A 25,851-nucleotide genomic window follows, 5' to 3' on the forward strand; every position below is an offset into this window, starting at 1 on the left:
AACGATAACAATGAAATATGCCCGACACCTGCAAAGTGAAGGGTATTTTGCCGGAGGTTTTATGCAGGAAAATACATTTCAATTTAAGGCATCCCTAGCGCAAAAACGTTTGTGGTTGCATGAACAACTCGAACAACAATCGGCTATTTATCACATTACGACTGCGCTGGTGCTTGAGGGGAAATTGGATATACCGGCACTTCAGCAGGCTATCAGCGATATGGTGGACAGGCATGAGTCTTTCCGTACAGATTTTGTTTATCAAGATGGCACGCTTTATCAGCGTTGTCATGAATCGATCTCTTTACCGCTGGTAACGGTTGATTTGTCCATGCTGAGTGAAGAACAGCAAAAGCAACGCTTACAGCGGGATAACCAGCAGCCATTTAATTTACAACAGGCTCCTTTGTTGCGTTTTACCCTGTATCGTTGTGGAGATAAACACGGAGAAGATTGCCATTATCTGGTGATGGTACTACACCATATTATTTCTGATGGCTGGTCTGCCGGTATTATCAGTCGTGAACTGACCGCGTGTTATAACGCCCGTCGGCAGGGCAATGTCCCTGAACTGCCGCCGTTACCTATTCAGTACATTGATTACTCGGAATGGCAGCACCAACAGCATGAAAATACTGAATTTGATACATCGCTGGCATGGTGGAAAGAAAAACTGTCCGGTGTTGAACCCATCGCTCTGCCTTTTGATTACCCACGCCCTAATCGTTTGAGCCTGCGGGGTAAAACTCACTGCTTCACTTTATCGGCTGAATTGACTAACGCCTTGGCACAACAGGCCCAACAACAGAATAAGACGCTATTCTCCACCCTGTTAAGTGCGTTTTACCTGTTACTTTATCGTTATAGCGGTCAAACCGATCTGGTTGTGGGTTCTCCGGTCTCAGGACGTGGACAACTGGAACTGGAAGGCGTTGTCGGTTTCTTTGTGAATACGCTGGCTTACCGGATTGAACTGGAGCCCCACGCCACGTTTGCCGAATTGCAGCAGCAGGTTTTTGATACGGTCCTTGACAGTCTGTCGCATCAACAGGTGAGTTTTGAACAACTGGTGGAAGCGATCAATCCCAAACGTGACCTGAGCTACTCCCCGTTATTTCAGGTGATGTTCGCTTTCGATGGTTCTGACTCTGCCGGATGGCAGTTTGATGGAATGAAAGCGACGCCATTCACTTTATTAGGCGATTACGCCAAATTCGATTTGACCTTATCCATGGAAAAAGTGTCAACGGCCGATGGCGCAGAACAATTGCAGGGTGCGTTTGAATATAGCAGTGATCTGTTCGATGAAGCGACCATCAGGCAATTTGAGACGAATTTCCACTTCCTGTTGCAGGAAATCGCCCGGAACGCCCAAACCGCGCTGACGGATTATCAGTGTATCAATGAGGCTGAAAAACATTGGCTTCTGCATGAATGGCCGCGCCAACTGAGTCATCATCCGGTGACACAGACTCTGCATCAGGCGTTTGAACAACAGGTATTGCGTCGTCCGCAGGCTATTGCCCTGAGTGCTGATCATGGCCGGATGCTGACTTATGAACAGCTTAATCAGCGTGCCAACCAACTGGCACATTATATTCTGCAAATCAGACGGCAAATAGAAGCAACCACAGAGCTTACACCGCGGGTTGGTCTTTGTCTGGAGCGTGATGAGGAGATGCTGGTGGCTATTCTGGCTGTACTGAAAGCCGGACTGGCCTATTTGCCGATTGATGGCAGCCACGCGCCGGAACGGGTGCGTTTCTACGTTGAAGATGCCAATGTTCAGTTGGTGATTGGTATCCCCCAATACCGAACCCTGTTTGACCACGAAAAAGTGGACTATCTCTGCATCGACACGGAAAAAACCTTTATCCAGACCATGTCTCTGGCTAACCCTGATATGCCTTATCAACCGGATGCACTGGCTTATGTCATTTATACCTCAGGCTCTACTGGTGTCCCGAAAGGGGTGGAAATATCCCATGCCAATGTCATGCGGTTGTTCAGTGCCAGTGAACGCCATTTTACATTTACAGAAAATGATGTCTGGACACTTTTCCACTCCTGTGCTTTTGATTTCTCCGTATGGGAAATATGGGGGGCGCTATTGTACGGGGGTCGTCTGAGCATAGTGCCTTATTGGGTCAGCCGTACACCGGGGCACTTCTATCAATGGGTACAACAAGAAAAAGTCACGGTGTTGAATCAGACACCGTCTGCTTTCCTGCTCTTTATTACGGCAGATGATCAGTTGAGTGAAGCGAAAAAGAACGAAATGGAACCTTCGTTGTCACTGCGCTATGTGATTTTGGGCGGTGAAGCGCTGGAGCCGGCTAATTTACTGGGCTGGTTCAAAAAACACGGGGATGAAAAGCCTGAAATCATCAACATGTACGGTATCACCGAAACCACAGTGCATGTGACTTACCGCAGAATTAGGCAGGCTGATGCCTTGCAAGGCGGCAAAAGCCCGATTGGTGAAGCGCTGGATGATCTGGAAATTTTCCTGCTGGATAAACAGGGCAAATTGTCCCTGTTGGGCGCAGTGGGAGAAATGTACGTCGGTGGAGCGGGTGTGGCACGGGGCTATCTGAACCGTCCTGAACTCACAGCACAACGTTTTATCGACAAACGGCAGATTTTCCCACAGGCGGAGGCCGGACAGCGGTTATACCGGAGTGGGGATTTGGCCCGTTTACGGCGCGATGGTTCTCTGGAATACCTTGGACGTGCCGATCATCAGGTGAAGATCCGCGGATTCCGTATTGAACTGGGCGAAATTGAAACAGCCCTGAAACGCATTGACGTCATAGAACAGGCTGTCGTGATGGCTCACCAATATGAAGGTAATCAGGCTTCTCATCTGGTGGCTTATATCGTACCGGCTTCTCACTCAAGTCCTATATCGTCCGCTGAAACGTTATCAGTTGAAACAATAAGAGCTGAGTTAAAACGGACACTGCCGGACTATATGTTGCCATCGGCCTTTATTTTCCTTGATGCTCTGCCATTGACCAGTAATGGCAAGATTGATCGTAAGGCGTTACCTGCACCGCAGCAAGTACGGCCGCAGCTAGCCAGTGAATATCAGGAAGCACGCAATGAAACAGAGACAGAATTGCTGATGTTATGGCAGGAAACATTGCCAGTATCCCAGATTGGTATTCACGATAACTTTTTTGCCTTAGGGGGTGACTCTCTGCGTGGTGTGCAATTGACCGGTAAAGCCCAGAATCGTGGCTGGCCCTTGACGCTGGTGGATCTGTTCCAGCACCAGACTATAGCAGAACTGGCAGCCCTGATTGATGAACGCGGGGCGAATGAACCGAATAAAGAACATCAACAGCCGGTACAGAGAATTGCTCCGTTCAGTCAGATTTCAGAGAAAGATCGCCAGCGTTTAGGGGAAAACCGGGAAAAAATCATTGATGCCTATCCGCTCAGCCGGATGCAGGCCGGTATGTTCTATCACATGAACATGTCTCCTGATGCCAATGTGTATCACTGTACCGGAACTTCCCATCTGCGCGTGAATGGACGGTTTGATGAGAAGGCATTCATAGAGGCGACAGCTCAGACCGTGGCGGCTCATGATGTACTGCGCACTGCGTTCGATATGGAAAATTACAGCGAACCTCTTCAGTTAGTTTATCAGTTTGCTGAATTGCCCATTGTTGTTGAAGATTTGCGTCATTTGTCAGAAGAAGAGCAGGATGAGCGGGCAAAAGCGTTACTGGAAGCGGAACGGGTCAATCCATTTGATCTGCTGAATCCGACACTGTTGCGTTTCTTCATTCAATTACGTACGGATAACTCATTCCAGTTTACGATGACCGAATGTCACCCGGTCTTTGATGGCTGGAGTTATAACACCATGATCGTGGAAGTGTTCAATCGCTATGCCACGTTAACAGGACAAGCCAGCTGGCAGGCACCGGATAAAAAATCGCTGGAATACCGTGATTTTATTGCACTGGAACAAGCGGCCATTGCTGATGAGAAACAAAAAGATTACTGGGCTCAGAAACTGGATGATTGCACTATCCTTGAATTACCCCGTAAACAGCATACGGACGGGATTAATGATGTTGTCGCATCTGCAACCAGTCCGAAATTGAAATCCTTTTCGCTGATACTGGACAGTACTGTCTATCAGGGATTGCGCCACCTGATGCAACAACTGGGTGTGCCGCTGAAAAGTATCCTGCTGACCGGACATATCAAAGTGATGAGTATTTTCAGCGGAGAGCATGACATCCTGACAGGGATCACTGCCAATGGTCGCCCGGAAGCTCAGGGCGGCGATCACCTGTATGGCCTGTTCCTTAATATCCTGCCGTTCCGCCAGATTTTGACACCCGTTTCCTGGCATGAACTGATCCGACAAGTCTTTGCTAACGAAATTGAAGCGATCCCTTATCGTCGTTACCCGCTAGCGGAAATTCAGCGTCAATTCGGTCAGCAACCGTTGTTGGATGAAGTCCTGTTTAATTATATTGATTTCCATATTTACGATCAGATGGTGCCGGAAGTAGGGTTGGAGGTTGTGGACAGGCTGCATACTCAGGATGTTTATGAGGGCACTCACTTTACATTAGATGTACATTTTCAGCATCTGACTCTCTCGTCTGCTTTGGCGAGTGATCAAATCTCTGTCCAGCTTGATTATGACGAAAATAAAATCAGCCGTGGATTAGCGGCGAACATGGCTGAATGCTATGCCGCTGTATTTGCTGCTATGGTGGCAGATCCACAGGCACTGCACTGTGCCAGCCACTTCCTGCCGATAATCCAACAACGGAAGATTGAAAGTTTCAATCAGGGAGCGCCGGGCTATCAAGGGCAAGAAACACTGGCAGCGTTGTTTGCTGAACAGGCTGCCCGTACTCCTTCAGCATGCGCGGTTGAATACGGAGATCGGCAACTCAGTTATCTGGAGTTACACCAACAATCCAACCAACTGGCCCATTTACTGGCACAAAAAGGGGTAAAACAGGGGCAGTATGTTGCTCTGTTACTGGGACGCAGTATCGAGTTGGTTATTTCGATGCTGGCGCTGGTAAAACTCGGCGCGGTTTACCTGCCACTTAATACCGAAGATCCCGATATCCGTCTGATTGAGCAGATCGAAGATACACAATGTGATCTGCTGATTATTGACAGGCGGATAACAGACAGGTTGTTGCCTTCGATTTCACCTCATCTTCCCCCTATTTTGTGGCTGGATGAAGAGCAGTCCGCATTGGCACAGATGCCGGTCACCGATCTGCCGGACAATCTCAGCCATCACGCCGAAAACCAAGCCAATTTACCGGCCTATGTCATGTATACATCAGGTTCTACCGGTAAACCTAAAGGGGCATTGATCGGGCAGAAAGGCATTATTCGTCTGGTCAAAGATGTCAGTTATATTGACTTCCAAACCTTTGGTCGTTGCCTGCAATTGGCATCTGTCAGTTTTGATGCCTCAACATGGGAAATCTGGGGACCGTTGCTGAATGGCGGTTCTATAGTGATCTACCCGCAGGGTGCCATTTCTGTACTCCTGTTGGAAAAAATCATTAAGGAGTCGGGAGTGGAAAGTCTGTTCCTGACATCTTCATTGTTTAATCTGATTGTTGATGAGCGGCCACAAACACTGCAAACAGTAAAACAACTTATTTCCGGTGGGGAGGCGATGTCATCATGGCATGCAGCCCGTATTAAGGAGCGCTACCCTGAGCTGCTTCTGATCAATGGCTACGGCCCGACAGAAAATACCACTTTCACCACCAGCCATTGTTACCGTGCCACAGAAGGTAACAGTGTACCAATCGGCAAACCGAATGAAGGCAATCTGGTCTATATTCTTGATACCTTCCATCAACCAGTACCTATTGGCACAGCGGGTGAGTTGTACATTGGCGGCGATGGTCTGGCAATGACATATCTGAATCAGGAAAGTCTTTATCAAGACCTGTTTATTGAAAACCCGTTCGATAAATCCCTTTCCGCCCGGCTGTATAAAACCGGAGACCGTGGGCGTTATCTTCCTAATGGCGATATTGAATATCTGGGACGCATTGATAACCAGAACAAAATCAGAGGCTATCGGGTGGAGACCGGCGAAATTGAAGCCGTGTTGTGTAAACATCCTGATGTTGAACGTGCTGTTGTTCGTGTGATTGAGGAAAACCGGGGCAAACGGATCGCTGCTTATGTTGTTCTTCGTGCCGGACAAACACTGAATACGATGGAATTGCGCAGTTATCTGGCGGAAAGATTACCACGCTACATGATCCCGGCCTATTTTAGGGCACTGTCTTCTCTGCCACTGAATGACAACGGCAAGATCGATATTGCGCGGCTGCCGCACCATGATGTCTCGAATAATGGGGAAACTCCGCTTACTGCGACAACTATTGCTACTATAGATTTTGCTACTACAGATATAGCGACTACAAATGCCACGACTACAGCAGCTGTTACTACGGAGGCTACGGAAGAAGAAAACACACAATGGGAATTATCATCCGATCCGACTGTACAGGCCATTCAGCAAGTCTGGGCCGAAGTTCTGGATATGGAATTCCCTGATTGTGATGAAAACTTTTTCGATCTGGGTGGCGATTCACTGCTACTGGCTCGTGTCCATCTGAAACTGCATGCGTTGGGTTATAACCGCCTGTCCATTATCGATTTGCTGAATTACTCCACTATTCACCAGCTTGCTCAGTTTATCAACGGCGGGCGTGAACAGGATGAGCACAGTCTATCGTCATCAGCCATGAACACAGGACAGAAAAATAACGAGGTGAGTCAGAGCAATATCGCTGATGGTCGTCAACGTCTGGCTGAAATGCAGAAAAAAATGCAGCAGAAACAGGCAAAGGAATAGCGGGCAAACGGGAAGAGGAATAGCGGATTATGAATAACACCGAAGTTAATAAAGTTCAGGTGGATCACTCTCAGATGACACAACCAATGGAATCAATGCATGGTTTTGAAATTGCCATTATTGGTATGGCCGGGCAATTTGCCGGTGCTAATGATATTGAACAATTCTGGCAGAATATCGCTGCCGGCGTTGAATCCATCAGGCCGCTGAGTGATGCTGAACTGGATGCAGAAGGAATATCAATGGAGGCTCGTTCGCGAGCCGACTTCATTCGCAATGCTTCAGTATTAGACCATCCGGAAGATTTTGATGCGGAATTTTTTGGATATTCGCCACGGGAAGCGCAGGCTATTGATCCACAGCAGCGTCTGTTTCTGGAAACCGCATGGCTGGCATTGGAAAATGCCGGCTATACACCGGAGAAATTCCACGGGGTAATCGGTGTATATGCCAGCAGTTCCGGCAGCAGCTATTTACTGCACTATTTGTTGAATTACCCCACTGTAATGCGGCGCTTTTTGTCGGACGTGTTGTTATTTGGCAATAATAACGACCTGCTTTCGACACGGGTGTCTTATAAACTTAACCTGCGGGGGCCGAGTTTTACTATCGGCTCTGCCTGTTCAAGTTCAATGGTGGCCTTGCACTATGCCTGTCAGTCTTTGCTGGCGGGAGAATGTGACATCGCGCTAGGTGGCGGTGTTCATATCGGTTTTCCATCCCACAGCGGTTATCACTTTGATGGTAGTGGCATTCTATCCCATGATGGACATTGTCGTACTTTCGATGCGGAAGCGTCCGGTACATTGGGTGGTGATGGTGTCGGGATTCTGGTGCTTAAACGGTTACAGGATGCACTGGACAGCGGCGATCATATTTATGCGATTATCAAAGGCTCTGCGGTAAATAACGATGGGGCGGAGAAAATCGGTTTTACCGCGCCTTCAGTGGCAGGCCAGACTGCGGTACTTCAGCGCGCATTATTGGCGGCAGATGTTCCGGCAGAGAGTATCAGTTATATAGAAGCACATGGCACAGCCACTCATCTTGGTGATCCTATGGAGATGAAAGCTCTGCTTAATGCTTATGATCAACAGGCTGTCAGAGTTCAGGAACGATTATCTCAGGAGCAACTATCTCAAGAGCAATTAGTCGGAGAGCCGTTAACCGACCGGATACGTTGTGCAGTCGCTTCTGTGAAGGCCAATCTGGGGCACGTAGATTCTGCTGCGGGTGTAACGGGAGTCATGAAAGTTGCACAGATGCTGACACATCGCTACCTGCCACCCGCGGTCAACTTTACCCGCTTGAATCCGGAAATTAATCTGACAGGCTCAAGATTTTATATTCCAACAGAAGGAGAGGAATGGCAGAGTCAGAGTGTTCGTCGCGCAGGGGTGAGCTCCTTCGGCATCGGAGGAACCAATGCCCACATGATTTTACAGGAGGCACCCTGTGTTCCCTCATCAGGCCCTGCTCATTCGCAGCAGCTACTCTGTTTCTCAGCCAAAACTCCGGCAGCATTACGGGCAAATATGCTGAAATTTCGTCAGTGGCTGGAAAAATCGCCTCAATTGCTGTTGGCTGATATCGCGTACACCCTGCATATCGGACGTCACGAAATGGATTACCGACATAGTCTGGTATGCCATGATCACAAAAGCGCCATTGCGGCGCTGGACAATTATTTATCCCAGACAGCACAGGAAAATGTGGTACAGGAAAATACAGTACGTACAGTTTCCTCATCAGTTGTCTTTATGTTCAGTGGGCAAGGGGCTCAGTATTCCGGCATGATGAAGGGATACTATGAGCAGGAGCCACAATTTAAAACAACCGTTGATAAATGTGCGGTGATCCTGCTTCCCTTACTGGGACGAGATATCCGTACGCTGATCTTCGACTCCACTCAGCGTGATGAAACATCGGTTCTGTATCAAACTCGCTATACCCAACCCGCTCTGTTCGTCGTTGAATATGCTTTGAGCCAGTTGCTGATGGAATGGGGGCTCCGCCCGACAGCCTGTATCGGTCACAGTATAGGTGAATATGTAGCCGCTTGCCTTGCTGGCGTATTTACCTTAGAGGATGCATTGAAGATTGTGGTCAGGCGGGCAGGATTAATGAACCAGATGCCTGCCGGTAAAATGTTGGCGGTGGGACTTGATGCGAAAACATTACAGGGCTATCTCAGCGAAGGCGTAACACTGTCAGCTTATAATGCTCCTGAGCTTTGTGTCGTATCCGGCGAAACAGACGCCATATTAGCGCTGGAAGGCCGTCTTGCGGAAGAAACTGAAAATAGCATCGAAGTAAAAGCGCTGCATACTTCCCATGCTTTCCACAGTGCCATGATGGATGGTTGTCTGGAACCGTTCAGGCAGTCATTTGATGGCATATCGTTATCAGCGCCCAGATTGCCATTTATCTCTTGTGTAACAGGAACATGGATCACCGCTGAACAGGCAACATCTCCGGATTATTGGGTTCGTCAGTTACGTGAGCCGGTTTCATTCAGTCAAGGTATTGCGTGCTTGTTGTCCCAACAAATGGCGTCTGCAAAAGTTCAGTCTCAAAAAGCCTCATCGCCAAAAACACCGGTCTTATTAGAAGTCGGACCGGGCAGTACTTTGGCCGGACTGGCAAAAATACAGAGTACGGGGATATCGGCATATCAACGAGTGCTCAGCAGTACACGTGGGATCAAACAAGATATTCAGGATCGGCAGCATTTGCTGAATATATTGGGGCAGTTGTGGCAGCAGGGGATATCTGTAGATTGGGCTGCGTTTTATCGGCAACAGAATCGTCATCGCCTCCCTCTGCCCGGATACGTATTCCAGCATCAGCGTTACAGTCTGGATACATTGGTTGGTGATGATTCATATCACAACCATCTTCATTCCAGCCAATTTGTACCAGATAATGGACGATTACCACTGGAACAGTGGAGCCATCAGGTTCGCTGGAAACAGATGACCGTACCAATGCTGGATCATGTCAGTTTGAACGGTCAGGTTTTCCTGATTTTTATGGATCGGGCCGGGATAGGAAAGCGGTTAACGACTGCACTGACACAATTGGGGGGTGAAGTCTGGCGGGTGATACAGGGCAAGCATTTCCATACTGATACCACTTCCCGTCAGGTAACGATTAATCCGCAGCACAGTGAAGACTATCAGGCTCTGGCAGATTTGCTTAAGCAGCAGAAAGTGCGGGTGAATAACATTATTCATGCCTGGTCGATAACTCGTTCGCCCTCCATTGCATTGAAAACAGCTTTCACAAATTATGAATCCTTACTGCATATTGCCCGGCAATTTGCGGTGGATAACGTTTCATCGGATAGCTTCTCAACCGATGGAATGGAAACAAAGGATGGACTGCAAGCAGATGTTTTAAAAACAGATGTCTTAAAAATTAGCCCATTAAGAATAAACATTCTCTCTAACCGACTGCATGCCATTACTGAACATGATTGTAATGATCCTGCTAAGGCGTTGCTTATTGGCCCTTGTCGCGTGATCCCAAAAGAGTTTGAGCAGGTACAGTGTAAGAGTATTGATATTGCATTGCCCGCTACCCGATGGTCACTGCCTTTACTCAATCCCATTCCGGCCAACACGATGATGTCAACATTGCTGACGGAGATCCTCGGGCAATCGGAAAAGCAGAATACAGAGCAACAGAACGAACAAGACAATATCGTCGCACTCCGTGGCAGACATCGTTATGTCCCGTTGATTGAAACCGTCACACAGCCGGTTGCGTCACCGCCATTATTCAGACAGGGAGGCAACTACCTGATCACTGGGGGATTTGGTGGCATTGGCGCCACGATAGCCACGCATCTGGCGAGCCGTTATCAGCCTCATTTAATTTTCATTAGCCGCAGTGAATTGCCACCTAAAAATGAGTGGTCAGACTGGCTGGAAAATCATGATGCCGACAATAAACGGTCACGTCATATCCGTTTATTGCAACAGTTACAACAGATGGGGGCTTCTGTTTCTGTCATTGCAGCCGATTTAGCGGATGCGGCCAGAGTCGGTAAAGCGCTAACAGATGTTGTACTCCAGCATGGACAGATCAACGGTATTTTCCACTGTGCCGGTATTGCGGACGGCGGACTGATTCAAAACCGCAGACTCGAAGACTCGCTTCAGGTTTTCCAATCAAAAGTGGTGGGAACACAAGTATTGGATAACTGGTTTAAACGTCAACCACTGGACTTCTTCGTCCTGTGTTCATCGTTGGCATCTACCGTGGGATCAATGGGGCAAGTTGCTTATTGTGCAGCGAATGCTTTTGAAGATGCTTATGCCTTGTCACGTCATCAACACTATTCAGTCAATAAAAACTCAAGCAAGAAAAACTCAGGCAGTAAAAACCATACCCGTTACCTTGCCATTGGCTGGGATTCATGGCGTGAAGTTGGAATGGCGGTGGATAGCTTGCGCCAGTGGTATCAGGATGATGAGGAACAGGAAAGTATTAAACACGGTATCCTGCCGGAAGAAGGTTGCCAATTACTGGAGTCACTATTGGCCCATGGTGACAGTGTTTATGCTATTTCTACCCGTGGCTTACCGCTGCCGGATATTGACCACGGATCAGAAGAAAATACTGCGTCAGGGCAAGATCCAAATGGGGCGAAGACAAGCTCATGGCAAAGTGACGCAGCTTCCACACAGAAGACCGCTACCCAGAAAACAGATGAACAGAAATTGTATCCCCGCCCGGTATTGAGTGTCGATTATCAACCGCCGCGTAACCAGACAGAAGAGATTATTGCTGATATCTGGCAGGAAAAAATGGGTATTGGCCCATTGGGCGTATTTGATGATTTCTTTGAACTCCATGGTCACTCGCTCATGGCGGTGCAGATCATCGCAAAAATTAAACAACGGCTGCAAGTAACGTTTCCCGTAGGTTTTATTTATGAACACTCCACCATTGAGCAATTAGCTGAACAGGTCAATCTGCGCAACAGGCAGAAAACGGAAAATCTGACAGATAACCCGGAGGGAAGGAAATGACCGCCTATACTCAGAAGCGCGAGACAGCTCTGACTGCGCATCATTCTGGAAAAAATAAAGGGAAAGGAAATTGGTTCCCGTTGGGGTATTCTCAGCTCTGTTTCTGGTTTGTATCCACTGCACTTGGGGATACAGCCAACAATCAGGTAGGTATTTTGATTGAAGGGGACTTGCGGATAAACTTGCTGGAACAAGCCATCAATAACCTGATTCAGTCGCATATCTCCCTGCGTACGGAAATTCTGGATTATGCGCCGATGCAGCGGACTTGCCATGTCCGGGAGTTCGACTTACCCCTACAAGATCTGTCAGGGTATGATGCCGATGAGCAGGAGCAGTTCATTATCAAAAATGCCCGGCAATTCCTGAATACACCATTTGACCTGAAATCGCCACCTCATCTACGGGCGCAGCTTTTCCGGCTGGAGGAATCAAAGCATCTGCTGTTTTTATGTTTTCCTCACATTGTGGCAGATGGAGGAGCCATGTACCTGTTTGAACAACAACTATGGTGGTTTTATGCACAAAGGTGTCAGGGGAAGAAAAATCCGTTAAGCCTAGCTAAAAGCATGGCGGATCAGATGCAGATTGATGAATGGGTACGCTATGAGCGGGAGATCTATCAACGTCAGGGGCAGCAGGATCTGGTTTTCTGGCGGCGTCATTTGATGGGATATTCCTATGCACGTTTTCCCGCCAGTGATCTTAATCAGGAGAACTTTATCGATCATGAGTTCTATCTGCCATTTCCCGATGATAGCTACGCATTGCTGGACGTTCTGGCGAAACGGCACAAAGCAACGTTACAGATGGTCTTTCTGACATTGATTGGTGAGGTTGTTCATGAAATGACAGGGCAGTCACGTTTCTCACTCAATTCGGTGCTGGAAGGCCGGGACCAACCCGGAAGTGAGACGCTGATGGCACCCATGTTGCGTATCATGCCAGTGCCTATCAACATGGACAGGATCACAACTAAAGCAGCAGAACAGGGGGCGGCAACGGTCGCCTTGCTGGAACAGGTCAGGGAAAATATTTTGTGTGCCTATGATCATATGGAATGCCCGTGGAGCCTGCCTGTTGGTGTTATGGCTAAGCAGCGTTGGCACAACAGTCCCCGGCTGTATTCTCTGGCAATCCGAACAGGTAGCTGGTTCTATAGCAAAATATTCCGGCGTGCTCAACTTTACCCGAGCTTTCTGGCTGATTTTCTGTTTATGGAGCCGAGACCGCCGCAGTCCATCATCCGCCGAAACAAACACAGTGTGGAAATTTCGCAACCAACGATTAACATCAATATATTGCAGGATGCGTTCAAATCTACGGTAGCTGATAACAAACCGGGTGGATTGCGTCTGAGTGGCTATTGGAAAAGTGAACATCGTGAACAACAAACCTTATCCAGTCAATCAATATCCACTCGATGGGAAAATGATTCCATCAATATTTACGTCACACTCTCTGAAGATGGGAAACCAATTATGCAAATCAATTGTTGCTGTTTCAATCAAGACGGGATCACACGTTTTACCGGGTTGCTGAAAGCGAAACTATCCTCCCTTTCCCAATTTATCACCATATGAGATACAGAGAATGGGTATTCAGAATCAAGAAGAGAAAGTGATTGAGTTTAACCAAGTCAAGAAACACTTCAAAGATTATCAAGCACTGAAAGGTATTTCTCTGGATGTGTATCGTGGGGAGTTTATTGGCCTGCTTGGCCCGAATGGTGCGGGGAAAACGACACTGGTTGAGATACTGGAAGGCCTGAAAAAACCGGATTCAGGCTCTGTACAGGTATTGGGAAAAACCTGGCAGCATGACGCACATTACTTGCGTCAACGTCTTAGTGGTGTCTTACAGGAAACATTGTTCATCAATAAACTGAAAGTGGAAGAAGTTCTGACTCTGTTCGGTAGTTTCTATGGCTGTTCACGTAAACGGGTACAAGATGTTATGGAGTTGGTTGAGTTGACGGAAAAACACAAAACCTATGTGGAGGGTTTATCGGGGGGACAGCGTCAGCGACTGGCACTGGGTGTCGCCATTATGAATGAGCCGGAAATCCTGATATTGGATGAGCCTACGACCGGGCTTGATCCGCGTTTCCGCCATGATACATGGGATATTCTGCGTAAACTTAACCGGGAAAAACAGTCAACAATGATTCTGACAACCCATTATATGGAAGAGGCTGAATACTTATGTGATCGCATTTGTATCATGAACAAGGGGGAAATCATTGCACAGGGCAGTATGGATGAATTGTTGAAAAAACACTGTAACGGCGACCTGATTGAACTGAGCACCCAATTTCCTGAACGTTTGCAGGTACTGAGTCAACACGGCCAGGTACTAAGTTATGAGTACGATGAGAAAAAACACAAGGTTCGTATGATGATTAACGACTCTGCCAGTTTTGTAGCCTATCTTTTTGAGTTTGCTAAAAAAGTCAATGCAGATATCAATGAGTTTATGGTCAGGAAAAAAACATTAGATGATTTGTTCATGATTCTGGCAGGGAGAAGATTCCATGAATAGTGCACTGGTCAATCTGATGAAAACCCAATTCCGGCAATATCTCCGTGAACCGGAAATACTGTTCTGGTCATTTGGTTTTCCGCTGTTGCTGGTTTGGTTATTAGGCGTTTCATTCTCATCTCAGGATATCCCGGAAAGGGATATCGGTATCGTCCTGCCTACAGAAATTGGGGAACAGCATAAGATCAAACAATGGGGAGAGCAGCTTGCAGCACATGAGCACATTATCTCCGGCATTATCAATCAGGATGAAATCAAACGTGATAAATTGGTGAAGGTGAAATATCGCATTAAATATTATTCTGATCACGATGCTGTAGTTCTGGGGTTGAAACGTGGTGATATCCAGATGTTTATTGAACAGAATGCAGAAGGCAAGCGGGTTCACTACCTTGATCCGCAGGACAGTAATGCACTGTTGACTTACTACCTGCTCAATCAACAGGAGGGAAAACAGGCAGACGAAAACCTCTTCATACTGGAAACACCGGGGTTACGTTATCTGGATTTCCTGGTGCCGGGATTGTTGGCGATGGCAATTATGGAAACCTGTCTGATCGCGGTCGGTTGGGCACTGGCAGAGAAACGCATTGCACGGGTAACACGTCAGATGTGCATCACACCGATGCGTAAATCCACATTTCTGATGGCACACATTCTGGCCTGTCTGATCATTAACTTCGCTGAAATATTGATGATTTACCTGTTTGCCGAAATTTACTTCGACATAGAAATACAGGGATCGTTTTACGCCTTTTTGCTTTTACTGTTCACGGGAAACATCTGTTTCTCCGGTGTAGCGGTTTTGGTAGCATCCCGCGCGCGCAAAGCCCAGACGGCGAATGGATTGCTGGAAGTTTCGATTCTGGTACAGGTTTTGGTATCAGGGATCTTTTTCAGTTACAAACACTTTCCACAATGGATGGTGAGTATCGTTGAATACCTGCCGTTAACTATTCTGGCAGATAATATGCGCAAGGTATTTATTGAAGGTGGGGATCTATTACAAGTTGTGCCCGCTTCAATTGCGTTAATTGTGATTGGGATTATCGCCTTTATATTAGGAATGCGAATTTTTCGCTGGTATTAATTGGATGGTATCAGGTTTGTAGGTATTACTTAAAAATAAGTGGCTGCTTTGGCGGCCGCTTATTTTTTAAATTCAGATAATCCATTGCTGTTATTCAGATTAGTCTTTATCCATCTATAAATCTATGGTCACTATAGGCAAGGATGCCCGCGCCTTGATGAGTTTCGCGCCTGATGAACCTTAAAAAGTGTTCGGCTTCAAAGAGCCATTTTTTATGTTAGGTTTCTCATCAGGCCAATAGGCCATCCATGTCATCAGTTATCAGTTTTTGCAAAATCCAGAAGTGAAGCAGGCTTATGATGAATTGGAGGATGAGTTTGAAATGATCAACATTGGGCAACTGGTCAATTAGATCGACCAGTTGCTTAACACTGCGCCCTGGAGCCTTTTTCACCAACTCCAGTTCTATCGCAACTGCGGTAGAGCGCTACACCGGGGTATAAGTACTGAATGCGCCGGAATAGATGAAAACTACTCTGGCTTCTCTATACGCTCAGCTGGTTTTATCCTGAGTTTACCTTCCTCTGATACCAGCTCGAAACGGCTGACATCGGGGTTTAATTTCGTCAGTTCGGCCATTCTTCCCAGTAAGTCAATTATCTTCGTCCTCTTCAGCGTCAGAGTTCCGGTGCTTTCAAGCTTCATATCGCGTTTAGCCGCCTGTTCAATATTGACAATGTATATATTGGTGTCTTCTGATGCCTGATGAAGCAGCACTAGATTTTGGTCACTGCGCCAGAGTGACAGGTTGGCTATGCAGGTATCAGAAAACCGGATGACTGAACCCTGACCCCGGTCATCTATCGTGATATGCCGATAGTGAGTCAGCGCCTCGGAGGGGGAAAGCCAGTAATACGATTCTTTTGAATGTCCGGTGATGACCAGTCGATCGATGCCTGCCAGTTGCGGCAGACGGATTTTTTCATCCAAAGGAACCTGACCCACCTGTAACACCAGACTCTCCGGTGTTCGGTTAACAAAACGGTAATTCCCCACTGGGGCGGACTTTCCTTCGCTGACTTGCCACAATTCTCCGGTAGTCTGGTCATGGATATAACTGGCCTCCTGCCCGGCAACCTGACCCAAGTAATGCAGAACATGATCCGAGTTAAGTATGCTGGAACAAAGTGTTTTACCTTCCTTCGGCAGATACCAAGCAGGATAACCACGCTCAGAAAACAGTCTAACGGCTTGCGGTAATTCAACTTCATTCCTGAGCGCCACAATGGCTGAGGCAATTTGACTGTCCGGGCGACCCTGAATATGCCAGGCAATCAGCACCGGGCGGTCTGTCATCTTGGCATCAGCTGACAGCAGTAAGACCGCGCCGTCCGGGGTTTCCAGCCGGAGTGCATTGCCCTGACGAACTGCACTACGGTATTGATGGCTGGGGAGCCAGAGTTCCGCTGCGGCAGGTTCCTCAGAGAGCACCCGCTTTTCACTCAACTTAAGGTCAGACTCCGCCGACAGTGGCTGACGATATAACTGATGGTTATCGGTGTCAAAAATCCATGCCTGACTGCCATCCTCCGCTAAACCCAGATAGGTCAGAGTGTGTTCTGTAATGAGACCAACTCCGCCCTGCACCACCCGACCTGCCGTACTGTCATACCAGGCACTGATTGGTTTTCCATTGCTATCCTGCAACCCTAGCAGCAGCAGGGTGCTGAACCGATCTGGATTATCCTGCGCCAGCTGACTCAGTTTGGCTGTCAGTGCGGTTGTCTTATCCTTCTGGTCAAATTGCTGAAACCAGTCTGCCGTCACCCCGATCAGACGGATACTGCCCTGATCATCTGCCAGCCACAACAGGCCACTACTGGAAAGTGCAACCAACTGCTTGTTCGCTATGGATACGGATCTGATATCATCAACAGCTACCTTGCTGGCCGGAGTGCCGGACAGGCCATTATCCCGCTGAAAATAAAGACGATGTCTCTGATGGCTGTAAAAATAATAACCCGGTTTATCACCGGTTGTGGTGAAAACAAGGGTGAAATCAGCCGTCAGGGCCAGCCGATCCGAATTTTTCTTTTTCAGCTCATCCAGGATGCCGGCATCCTCCTGATCCGGATTTATCCGGTTCATTTTGACCACATGCTGCAACTGCTTTCCATCAGTTTGTAACCAGTAATGTCTATCCACACCAGCTACTCGCCCAGAAAGGCTGATCACCTCCGACGGGCTGCCTTTAACCTGACGTTCCGGCGCACAGAGATCGCCGGTGAACCACTGATTCTCCGCCAGTGGTGTCAGAAGGCCATTAAACTCACCGTCACTGGAATCGAGGGAGACGAAGTTTTTTTCACTGATTTTATTCAGGCCAGCCAGCATGGACGTATTCCCGTCAACTGCCACCAGTTTCAGTGCTTCCTCTGCCACCTGATAAGTATACGAGATACGGCCTTCATCCAGCTGCTGTTCCACCACAAACCAGAGCTGGTCATTGCCCTGCATCACATGACTGCTGATTTTCTCCTGATCACTCCCCGGAAATTTTATCGGCAGATACTGCCGCAGAACTTCGCCACTGACAATATCCACTTGCCAGAGCGTGGCATCCCGGTAAAACCATGCCTTATTATCCTCAACTTTCGCCAGCTCTGCATAGCTGAGAAAATCTGCTGCGTCAGGGACGTTGGTGTAAATCATACGATCACGACCGGTCTCATAGAATGCACGGCCGACAGGACGGCTTTGCGGTGAGTGCTGGTAGTGTTCCACCACTAAATATGGCCTGTTGTGATGTTCAGAATTGCTTAACTGCCTGAGATGATCATGCAACGCATGCAGGTTGTTAAACTGGTCAGCATCCGTTGAGATCTCTGTTATCTGCCATGGATTCTCTTTGTTCTGCTCGACAGAAAATATCCCTGCATTACTCATGATGGAAATATTATCCGACTCTTCAGGCAGGATTATCTTTATACTGCCGATATGCAGTAGTTGTCTGTTATCTTTTTTGCTGAGACTGGGGTTAACATGAGAGCCGATATGACGGGCATCCAGTATCCAGTGGGTACTGATGTTTCCCTGCAAGGACAGAGAAACCCCCTCCTGCAAGCTGATACGGTATTTGCCCTTCCCGCCAGTCAGCTGATAGGACAAGAACCCGTGAACATCTTCCGGCAACTGCGGAATGACAATATCCCGGTCTTCATCATCCAGAATGATGTCAATCGGCGTCGCAACAAATTCCGGCTTTATACGGCGTACCACGCGCTCTGAGGGAAAAGCATAAAAATCAAAGTCGAATCGTCCGTCTTCTTCCAGTCGTCGCAGAACATCAAATCCGCGGTCGTTGCGGGCAGTGACGAAGGGCAGGGTCATATATTCGTAATTAATGTAGGACTTCATGGTAACTGGCAGGATCAGTATATCGCTGCTTCTAGGACGGAAATGGAAGTTGACCTGCGCCTGTTTGTGACCGATGCCTTCGCGGATATTAATTGCATGCTCTTTATCAGTATCAGCCGCTCTGCCGGACCACCAGAAAAAGTAATTACTCCTACCCGAACCCCATGAGTAGGTCGGGTCGTTGCGATAGAGATACTGACTGTCAAAAGTCAGGTGACCGTGGCGTAAATCGAGCTGACGGATCACGGCGCCGGGGATCGGCTCCATCACCGCATAACGGCTGCCATCTTTTGCCACTTTTTCCGTCTGCCGGTATCCACCCTGCCGATAAGCTGCGTCCAGATCGGCAAAATAATTACCTACCGCCTCTGCATCACTGGCTACCTTGCCGAACGCCTCGGCCAGAGCCGTAAAACCAATACCCAAACCAGCCAGTGGTACTGCCAGCGAGGAGGCAAAGCCAGCAACAATCGGGGCACCGAAGATCCCGGCACCAATACCCACGCCAGTTGTAACCAGGCCAGCACTGTCAAACGCCAGCTGAGTACCATAAACCGCCTTCTGGGATTCATTCTGTGCATGCGCCAGTTCTATGCCGTCCAGTACCACACTGATGATATTTAAACCCGCTCCGACACCAATGCTGACATGAGACAGCGATGAAAACAGGCTGCTGGTCACTTCCCGGCCTTCATTGGTCACCGCCCTGTACAAATTGGCGAGTTTGGCGCTGTCTTCCAACACACCATGAGCCATCTGCGCCAGGTTAACATAAGTGTGCACCCGCAGTGCGGTCTCTAACGTAGAGGGCATTGTATTGGGCACCCCATCACTGGCTACGGTGGTGCGGTTTCTATCGGCAAACCAAGGGATCAGCGTCTTAATCATAAAGGCGGAATTCAGTCCGTGAACAGCATCTACTTCAGGGATACCTGTACGCAGGGTTAGTTTCCCTTTGGTATACTCGTGAGTTTTGCTGACAGTCTCGAGATCTTTATCATAAGAATGAATAAAATCAATAATACGTTGGTCATCCGTTGTGAATGTCTGGGGAGAAAGCTCAGACCGTGCCGTATTAATAAACTGTAAAGAATAACTTCCCGGCTGGGACTCACTCTCCCTGAGGCTGCCCAGTACTGGCTGCCATTCTTCTGCGGACAGTGCGTTTTTGCTGTACAGCTGCTCCGTGGCCTGCTGAAAATCCTCTGCACGGTTAAGCATCTCCAGCAACCGGATGTCAACCTGCACATTGTCTGGAACCGGAGCCGTTTTGTTTCCCAGTGGCGGGTTAACCATATCCCCTGTAAGGACTGATTTACCTGGCGTTACTGTTTTCTCCCATACACTATTCTCCGGATTAAAAGCAAGCGTGACTTTATTACCGTTTTCCACGAATTGTTTCCGGCCTTCAGGGCTGACAGTAATTTGAGTGGTATAAGCCTTAACAGAAAGTGGACGAATACGCTGGTCAAGCGACTGAGCAAACTTTAGCGCATAGCTTTCCTGCTGGTTCTCACCAGCCAGTGAACAGCTCACCATGCTGATATGTTCAGGGGGCGTTTTAACGCCGGAGTCTGTACAGAACTGGCTGAGTTGTGACGCCAGATCTTCCGGAGTGCGTTTGGCCAGCGTCTGGTGATTAATTTTATCCTCACCATTGCGGCTATGACCAACCAGTTGCCAGCGGATTTTTTCTTTATCCTTCAGGATAGTCAGGTCACCATGAACCATTTGGTATTGACCCCGGGCATCCAGCTGCACTAGCACCGAATCAGGGTGTTTTCCCGCCAATTTTGCTGCCGCTGCTCTTACTACAGGGTCGTTTTCAAGCTGAATAATCAGCTGACCATCAAAGCGGGACATTCCACCCTCATGGTGAACCTCAACTACCGGCTTTTCCCAGTTACTGACAGGTTTTTCATCGAACGGAGCAATGCTCTCTGATTCATGATGGTAGCGACCTTTCTCCTGTTCCGGTAGCGCCGGCATTGGACCAGAGCGGGTAAAAAGCGGTGAATGGAACTTCTTAGCCTCTGGCAAGCCCTGATTGATGATCGGCAAGACTCGTTCCATCACTCCCTTATACAATTCACCCTGCAACGCTTTCTCTTTGCTTTCAGCGCGGTAGTTGTCGAACATCTGTAACATGTCCTTGCCGATACTGTCCGCACTCTTCGGTTCGTAACGCGCAGCGACATAGAAGGTTTCAAAGAACGAGTGATAGCCGTTACGGATCATGAAGGCCGCATTGGCCATCTGGAACTGCCAGTACTCCTTAACGCTCAACGTGCGACCGAACAATTCCGGTAAGACATTGCTGACAGTCTGGGTGGTCCCTGAAATCCCGCCTACGAACGGGGTATCCAGGTCATTCATGTAGAGTGTAGCCTTATTATTGGGATCCGGCCGAAACTGGTTGTAGCTGCGGTACTTATCGTCCTTGAGCAGGTACGGACCATCGTGATACGCCAGCTCCTCAGGGCCGGTATTGAGGATCAGATATGGGTCTGGTTGATTCAGCCGGTTATTGATTATGACCTTGTTGTCACCTTTTTCCGACATCAACTCAGCATGGGGATTTACCGGGACTGCAAGCTTGGAAAAGCTATCGGCTACCGGACGCAGAACATGGAACAAGACCTGTTTGCGCAGGCTCCTGCCCTCATTACTCAACAGTGCCTCTCGCGCCTCTTCAACCGTCAGATACAGTTGTATATCATTGCTCTCAAGAACCTTGGGATCAGCCAACAACAGGGTGAGCAACTTGCTATCCAGCAAGCGCTCAACCGCAGCCTGATCGAAAACCTGTATTTTCGGGTTGCTTGGATGCTGTGCTATATTGGCGCTGGCGACCCGCTGGGTTTCCTCTTCGACAGCCTGAATACGCCACTGTTCGTACAGTGGTGCCAACAGCTTCTTGGCCTGGGCAATGTCACTTTGCACATAGCCATTTTGCAGAACCTTGTCCATAGCCGGGTTCTCCACCAAGCTCGCCGCTAATCCGAACAACAGCGGGTCATTATTGACGTTCTGCCAGACCGAAGCGGCGAACGCCTGTTCCCACAGTGACTTGTTCAGGTTATTGCCCTTGATATCGCGCATTCTGTCAGAGGTGTACTCCGATTCCAACACCCCTGCGGGGGTGATATGGTTGCGTTCGAGCAAACGCACCAGTTGCTGCTCGAACGCTGTGCGTTCGCTGCTGCCTTCAAACAAACGACTGGCTTTCGCACCATCGTCTCGCAATTGATCCAGCTTCTCGAAAAATGCGGCGTTGTATTGATACAATTCGGCGGCCTGTGTCTTACTCAAGTGACTACTGCTGATCTTGTCGCCATCAACGCTCATCACCACAAAGGGCGTTGCGGACAAGTGAGTTTTGCTCGGGGTTTTGCCCGGTGGCATTTCCAGCAAATACTGGCGCCCGGCAAAACCAACCGAGCGTTCCAGCTCATGGATATTGACGAAAAGCCCGTCACGATCCGGGTGGTGACTGTTCTGGCGAAACCCCTCCAGGTCGATAGTCTGGAAGCTGGAGATATCAGCATTCTGGTTGATCAGATCACTCAAGGCTCTTGGCAATGGCACCTCACGGGTGATAGTGGTATTCAAAGCTTGACCAGACACCTGAATCCCAATCTGGTTCGGCACTTTGCGGTCAACGTTGGTCAGCAACATCTTGCGGCCATTATCCAGCAACTGCGCCTTGAAGCCTTCGCGCAAGGTACTTTCCGAAACCAGATAGTTGGAGAAGTACTTCTCGACGAATGCAGTTTTGACCAGCACTGAACGAATTGGCGCATAAGTCGGCGAGCGAAATGATGGCGGCTCACTCTTGAGCCGGTATTGTTGTTGCCAGGCCAGGGAGCGGGCTGCGGTACCGAAGGAGAAGTTGAGTACCCCATTCGTCGGCACGACCAACCTACCGTTCTCCAGAAAGAAGTCCTTGAAGCGTCCATCGGTGCTGGCATTGACCAGAGCGACGTTCATGCGGATGTAGCCAGGACGTTCTTCCATCATCAGTAGTGAAATATTTACCGGCAGATCATCGGAGGCTTGGGGCACCTTGGTCAGCGCGTCGAGAGCCGCAGCCTCTTTCGTAGGGGATGCCTTGAGTAAGTCGTTGTAGCGGGCATTGACGTCCCTGTAAGCTTGCAGCTCGGAAAACAGCACCACGTATTCTGGGGTAAACGTGGAGTCGGCCACCTGTGTGGCTAGTCGCTGTTCCAGGAGCTGGATCTTGGCATTCAGTTTGGCCTGTTTGTCCGCCTTGCCCTCACTCAGGTTTTTGGCATCCTGGGGCTTGCCGGAACTGAGCATAGTCAACGCTTTGTTCCAGGTGCTTTCAAAATGCGTCATGGACGTCTGTTGGCGGCTGTATAACCGGATATCGCGCTCTAGTTGCTGCTTGTAGGCCTTGATCGCCGGCGTGTCAGGTTTACTGTTCATCTGCTGCCGTCTTTGCTGTAGCGTCTGCAACTGGTCGTCGATAGAAACAGGGTTGTCCTGCATCTGAAAATGCTGGGCTGCCAATACACTCAGGGTACTTTGCTGCATTTCTTGCAGCCGTTCGTTTACCTGTCTGATATAGTCGGCACGCTCGTCGGCATCCATGTTGAACCATTCGGTCTGACGACCCGTCGCTTTGATCTGTCGATCGATCAGAGTATTGAGCAATTTTTTGAAGTCTTTGGACATATAAACCATTACAGTAATCCTTTGTCTGTTTTTGAGCGAAGCTTTTTGCGTCGCGGAAGTTAGTCAGAATATCTAAGGATATCTAACTGTGTTGATAATTATTGTCAGTAATGATCACTATTAGCAATTGCGATTTAAGCAAATAATTGCGTCTATAAATCAATTGGTGGATTTATAATGATGATGTTTGTTATCTAGTTATTTTCGTTTATTTTATTATCTGGATATGACGTCAAAGGCTTTATAACGACCCTTGCCAGTTCCGATATGACGGTATGCTATTTGGAACATTTTGTATTTTCGTCATTTTCGAATAGCGGCATGAGAGCATAAGTTTTTCTCCAAAATTAATTCTTTATTACCTCAAGAATAATAAACCTTCACTAAATATTCCCTTCTTTAAAATAGATATCTTAGTTATTCCTTAATTGAAAATTACACCATCCCTCAGTATTCACCTGCCTGTTATACCTTCTGAATAATAAATCAAATGTCAGTATGTAATTTATGAACTGTATAATTTGTTTTATTTCTCTCTCCGTAATAATTAAAAAACACCCTATATTAAATAAAAAATAATGTGGACTTGAATCTAAATGACAATCAAAATTATACAGATAAATAACTGTGCTGATTTAATAGTGAGTAATAAATCATGGTTATAATTAAAATAAGAGATGAAGGGTATAAATAGTTATTCAGAGTAACTGAAATATAAAGTAACTCACATCAGTAATGGAGAGCGTTAACCATTAACACTGGTAAATATCAACTATTTTTGTATAAAGGAGAATGCTGAAAGATTGCGAGAATCTCTGTAGTGATGCAACGATAGATAATAACGAGACTTACCAGATTAAATAATAATATAGGCCGGGATAGGTGAAAAAGCGTTAGGTTTCTAATAGTGGATTACATGAATACCAAAGCATGAATTGATTTAGGTTGGGTATAGAGCTGCAATCTACTCGTTTGTGTCATAGAGTGCAAGTGACTTGCGAACGGAATGCATTCGTATAATTTATTATGAGAATACCTGAAAGTGCGTTGAATTCGAATTTATATAGTCTTCATCCTTCTCAGGAGGATGTATTTTACGAACAGGCACTTTATGAAAATAGTCCAATACACAATCTCGGTTGGTATACTTTTATAGAAAAAGAGGTTGATATAGACCTTTTGCAAAAAGTGTGGAATGTGCTGCATCAACATATTGATATGTTGCGCTTGCGCATATCGGTTAATTCAGATAATGAAGCGATACAATACATTGAAGAACAGAGTATACCCGAATCAATTATATTTCATGATGTTGCCATGCAGGCTGAACCTGAAAAAGAAGCAAAACTCTGGATGCGGCAACAAATTGAAATTCCGATAGATTATTTAAAGGAAACACCATACCAGGTTTTCTTGATCCGTCTGGCTGATGAAAAGTATTACTTTTTCACTAAAATCCACCATATTATGATTGATGGTGTCGGTTTTTACCGGCTTCATGAGTATGTCCATAAATTATACAAATGTCTTAAGGATGGAACATCAATAGCATGGTTATCAGACATTCCACAATATTTGGCTGCAATAGCCAAGGCAAGAGAATATCTAAATAAAACTCACTATGAAAAAGATAAAAATTATTGGATTAATTTTCTAAAAGAAAAAGAGATACGCCAATTAACGCCTTGTTACTCAAACACAGGAAGTAGTTATGGAACGTTAATATTACCTCTTTCAATTAAAGAGGATTTGCGTTTTTTTTGTAAAAGATATCAGACTAATTTGCTTTCTATTTTTTCAGGCCTGGTCGTTATGATGATGTCTGAACTTACCGGGCAACAAGGGTTAACTTTTAACACGATCACACATGGAAGAAAGAAAAAATCAGAAAAATATATTGTTGGCATGAGCGCAAATATATATCCAGTACATTGTCACATTTCTAATACAGCAAGTGTGATTGAACAGATTAGATTGATAGAATCTGAGCTGAAAAATAGTTACTATCACTGTAGATTCCCCCGATCTCATCTTATCCGAATAGCTAATCAACACAGGCTCTCCTTGCCTAATATATCTATTTTTTATGAGCGCTTTTCTGAGTCAGCCTCTGAAGTTTCTGAAAATCAGTATTATCATATAGATGGAGTATTTAATATTTATCCTATCGTCTTTCGATTGAAAGATTATGGATATGATCAGGAACTAAAAATAACGATAGATTATCGACAGGAATATTTTAGTGA

7 protein-coding genes are annotated in these 25,851 nt (G+C 47.2%); 6 read left to right on the forward strand and 1 reads right to left on the reverse strand.

Annotation, left to right across the window (positions count from 1 at the left end; all coding sequences use genetic code 11):
- The first annotated feature begins 10 nt into the window (after positions 1-10).
- Genes Xbud_RS12980 through Xbud_RS13000 form a run of 5 tightly spaced genes read left to right on the forward strand, consistent with a single transcriptional unit; the run spans position 11 to position 15,550 of the window.
- Positions 11-6,880 (forward strand): non-ribosomal peptide synthetase, encoded by a 6,870-nt coding sequence (locus Xbud_RS12980; RefSeq protein ID WP_169923070.1) that lies wholly within the window; start codon positions 11-13, stop codon positions 6,878-6,880.
- Between the two features lie 29 nt (positions 6,881-6,909).
- A complete protein-coding gene (locus tag Xbud_RS12985) occupies positions 6,910-11,919 on the forward strand; it encodes a type I polyketide synthase (RefSeq protein ID WP_244589950.1) in 5,010 nt (1,669 codons plus the stop codon).
- Complete coding sequence (locus tag Xbud_RS12990) at positions 11,916-13,502, forward strand: condensation domain-containing protein (protein WP_099136457.1); 1,587 nt, start codon at positions 11,916-11,918, stop codon at positions 13,500-13,502. Before Xbud_RS12985 ends, Xbud_RS12990 begins: the two co-directional genes overlap by 4 nt.
- Before the next feature lie 10 nt (positions 13,503-13,512).
- On the forward strand, positions 13,513-14,460 hold the full coding sequence (locus Xbud_RS12995; RefSeq protein ID WP_209028465.1) for an ABC transporter ATP-binding protein: 948 nt from the start codon (positions 13,513-13,515) through the stop codon (positions 14,458-14,460).
- Entirely contained in the window at positions 14,453-15,550 is a 1,098-nt protein-coding gene (locus Xbud_RS13000; protein ID WP_099136458.1) for an ABC transporter permease, read from the forward strand. The genes Xbud_RS12995 and Xbud_RS13000 overlap by 8 nt, the downstream gene beginning before the upstream one ends.
- 471 nt (positions 15,551-16,021) lie before the next feature.
- Here Xbud_RS13000 and Xbud_RS13005 read toward each other — a convergent pair whose 3' ends face one another.
- Complete coding sequence (locus Xbud_RS13005; RefSeq protein WP_099136459.1) at positions 16,022-23,614, reverse strand: TcdA/TcdB pore-forming domain-containing protein; 7,593 nt, start codon at positions 23,612-23,614, stop codon at positions 16,022-16,024.
- Positions 23,615-24,631: 1,017 nt separating this feature from the next.
- Here Xbud_RS13005 and Xbud_RS13010 point away from each other — a divergent pair.
- Positions 24,632-25,851: condensation domain-containing protein (locus Xbud_RS13010; protein ID WP_244589952.1), on the forward strand; the 1,220-nt coding region annotated here is incomplete at its 3' end.

Source organism: Xenorhabdus budapestensis (assembly GCF_002632465.1).
GTDB lineage: Bacteria > Pseudomonadota > Gammaproteobacteria > Enterobacterales > Enterobacteriaceae > Xenorhabdus > Xenorhabdus budapestensis.

Excerpts from the sequence above, each read along its gene's own strand:
- Xbud_RS12980 (WP_169923070.1), top strand. The coding sequence starts at position 11 with ATGAAATATGCCCGACACCTGCAAAGTGAAGGGTATTTTGCCGGAGGT.
- Xbud_RS12985 (WP_244589950.1), top strand. The coding sequence starts at position 6,910 with ATGAATAACACCGAAGTTAATAAAGTTCAGGTGGATCACTCTCAGATG.
- Xbud_RS12990 (WP_099136457.1), top strand. The coding sequence starts at position 11,916 with ATGACCGCCTATACTCAGAAGCGCGAGACAGCTCTGACTGCGCATCAT.
- Xbud_RS12995 (WP_209028465.1), top strand. The coding sequence starts at position 13,513 with ATGGGTATTCAGAATCAAGAAGAGAAAGTGATTGAGTTTAACCAAGTC.
- Xbud_RS13000 (WP_099136458.1), top strand. The coding sequence starts at position 14,453 with ATGAATAGTGCACTGGTCAATCTGATGAAAACCCAATTCCGGCAATAT.
- Xbud_RS13005 (WP_099136459.1), bottom strand. The coding sequence starts at position 23,614 with ATGGTTTATATGTCCAAAGACTTCAAAAAATTGCTCAATACTCTGATC.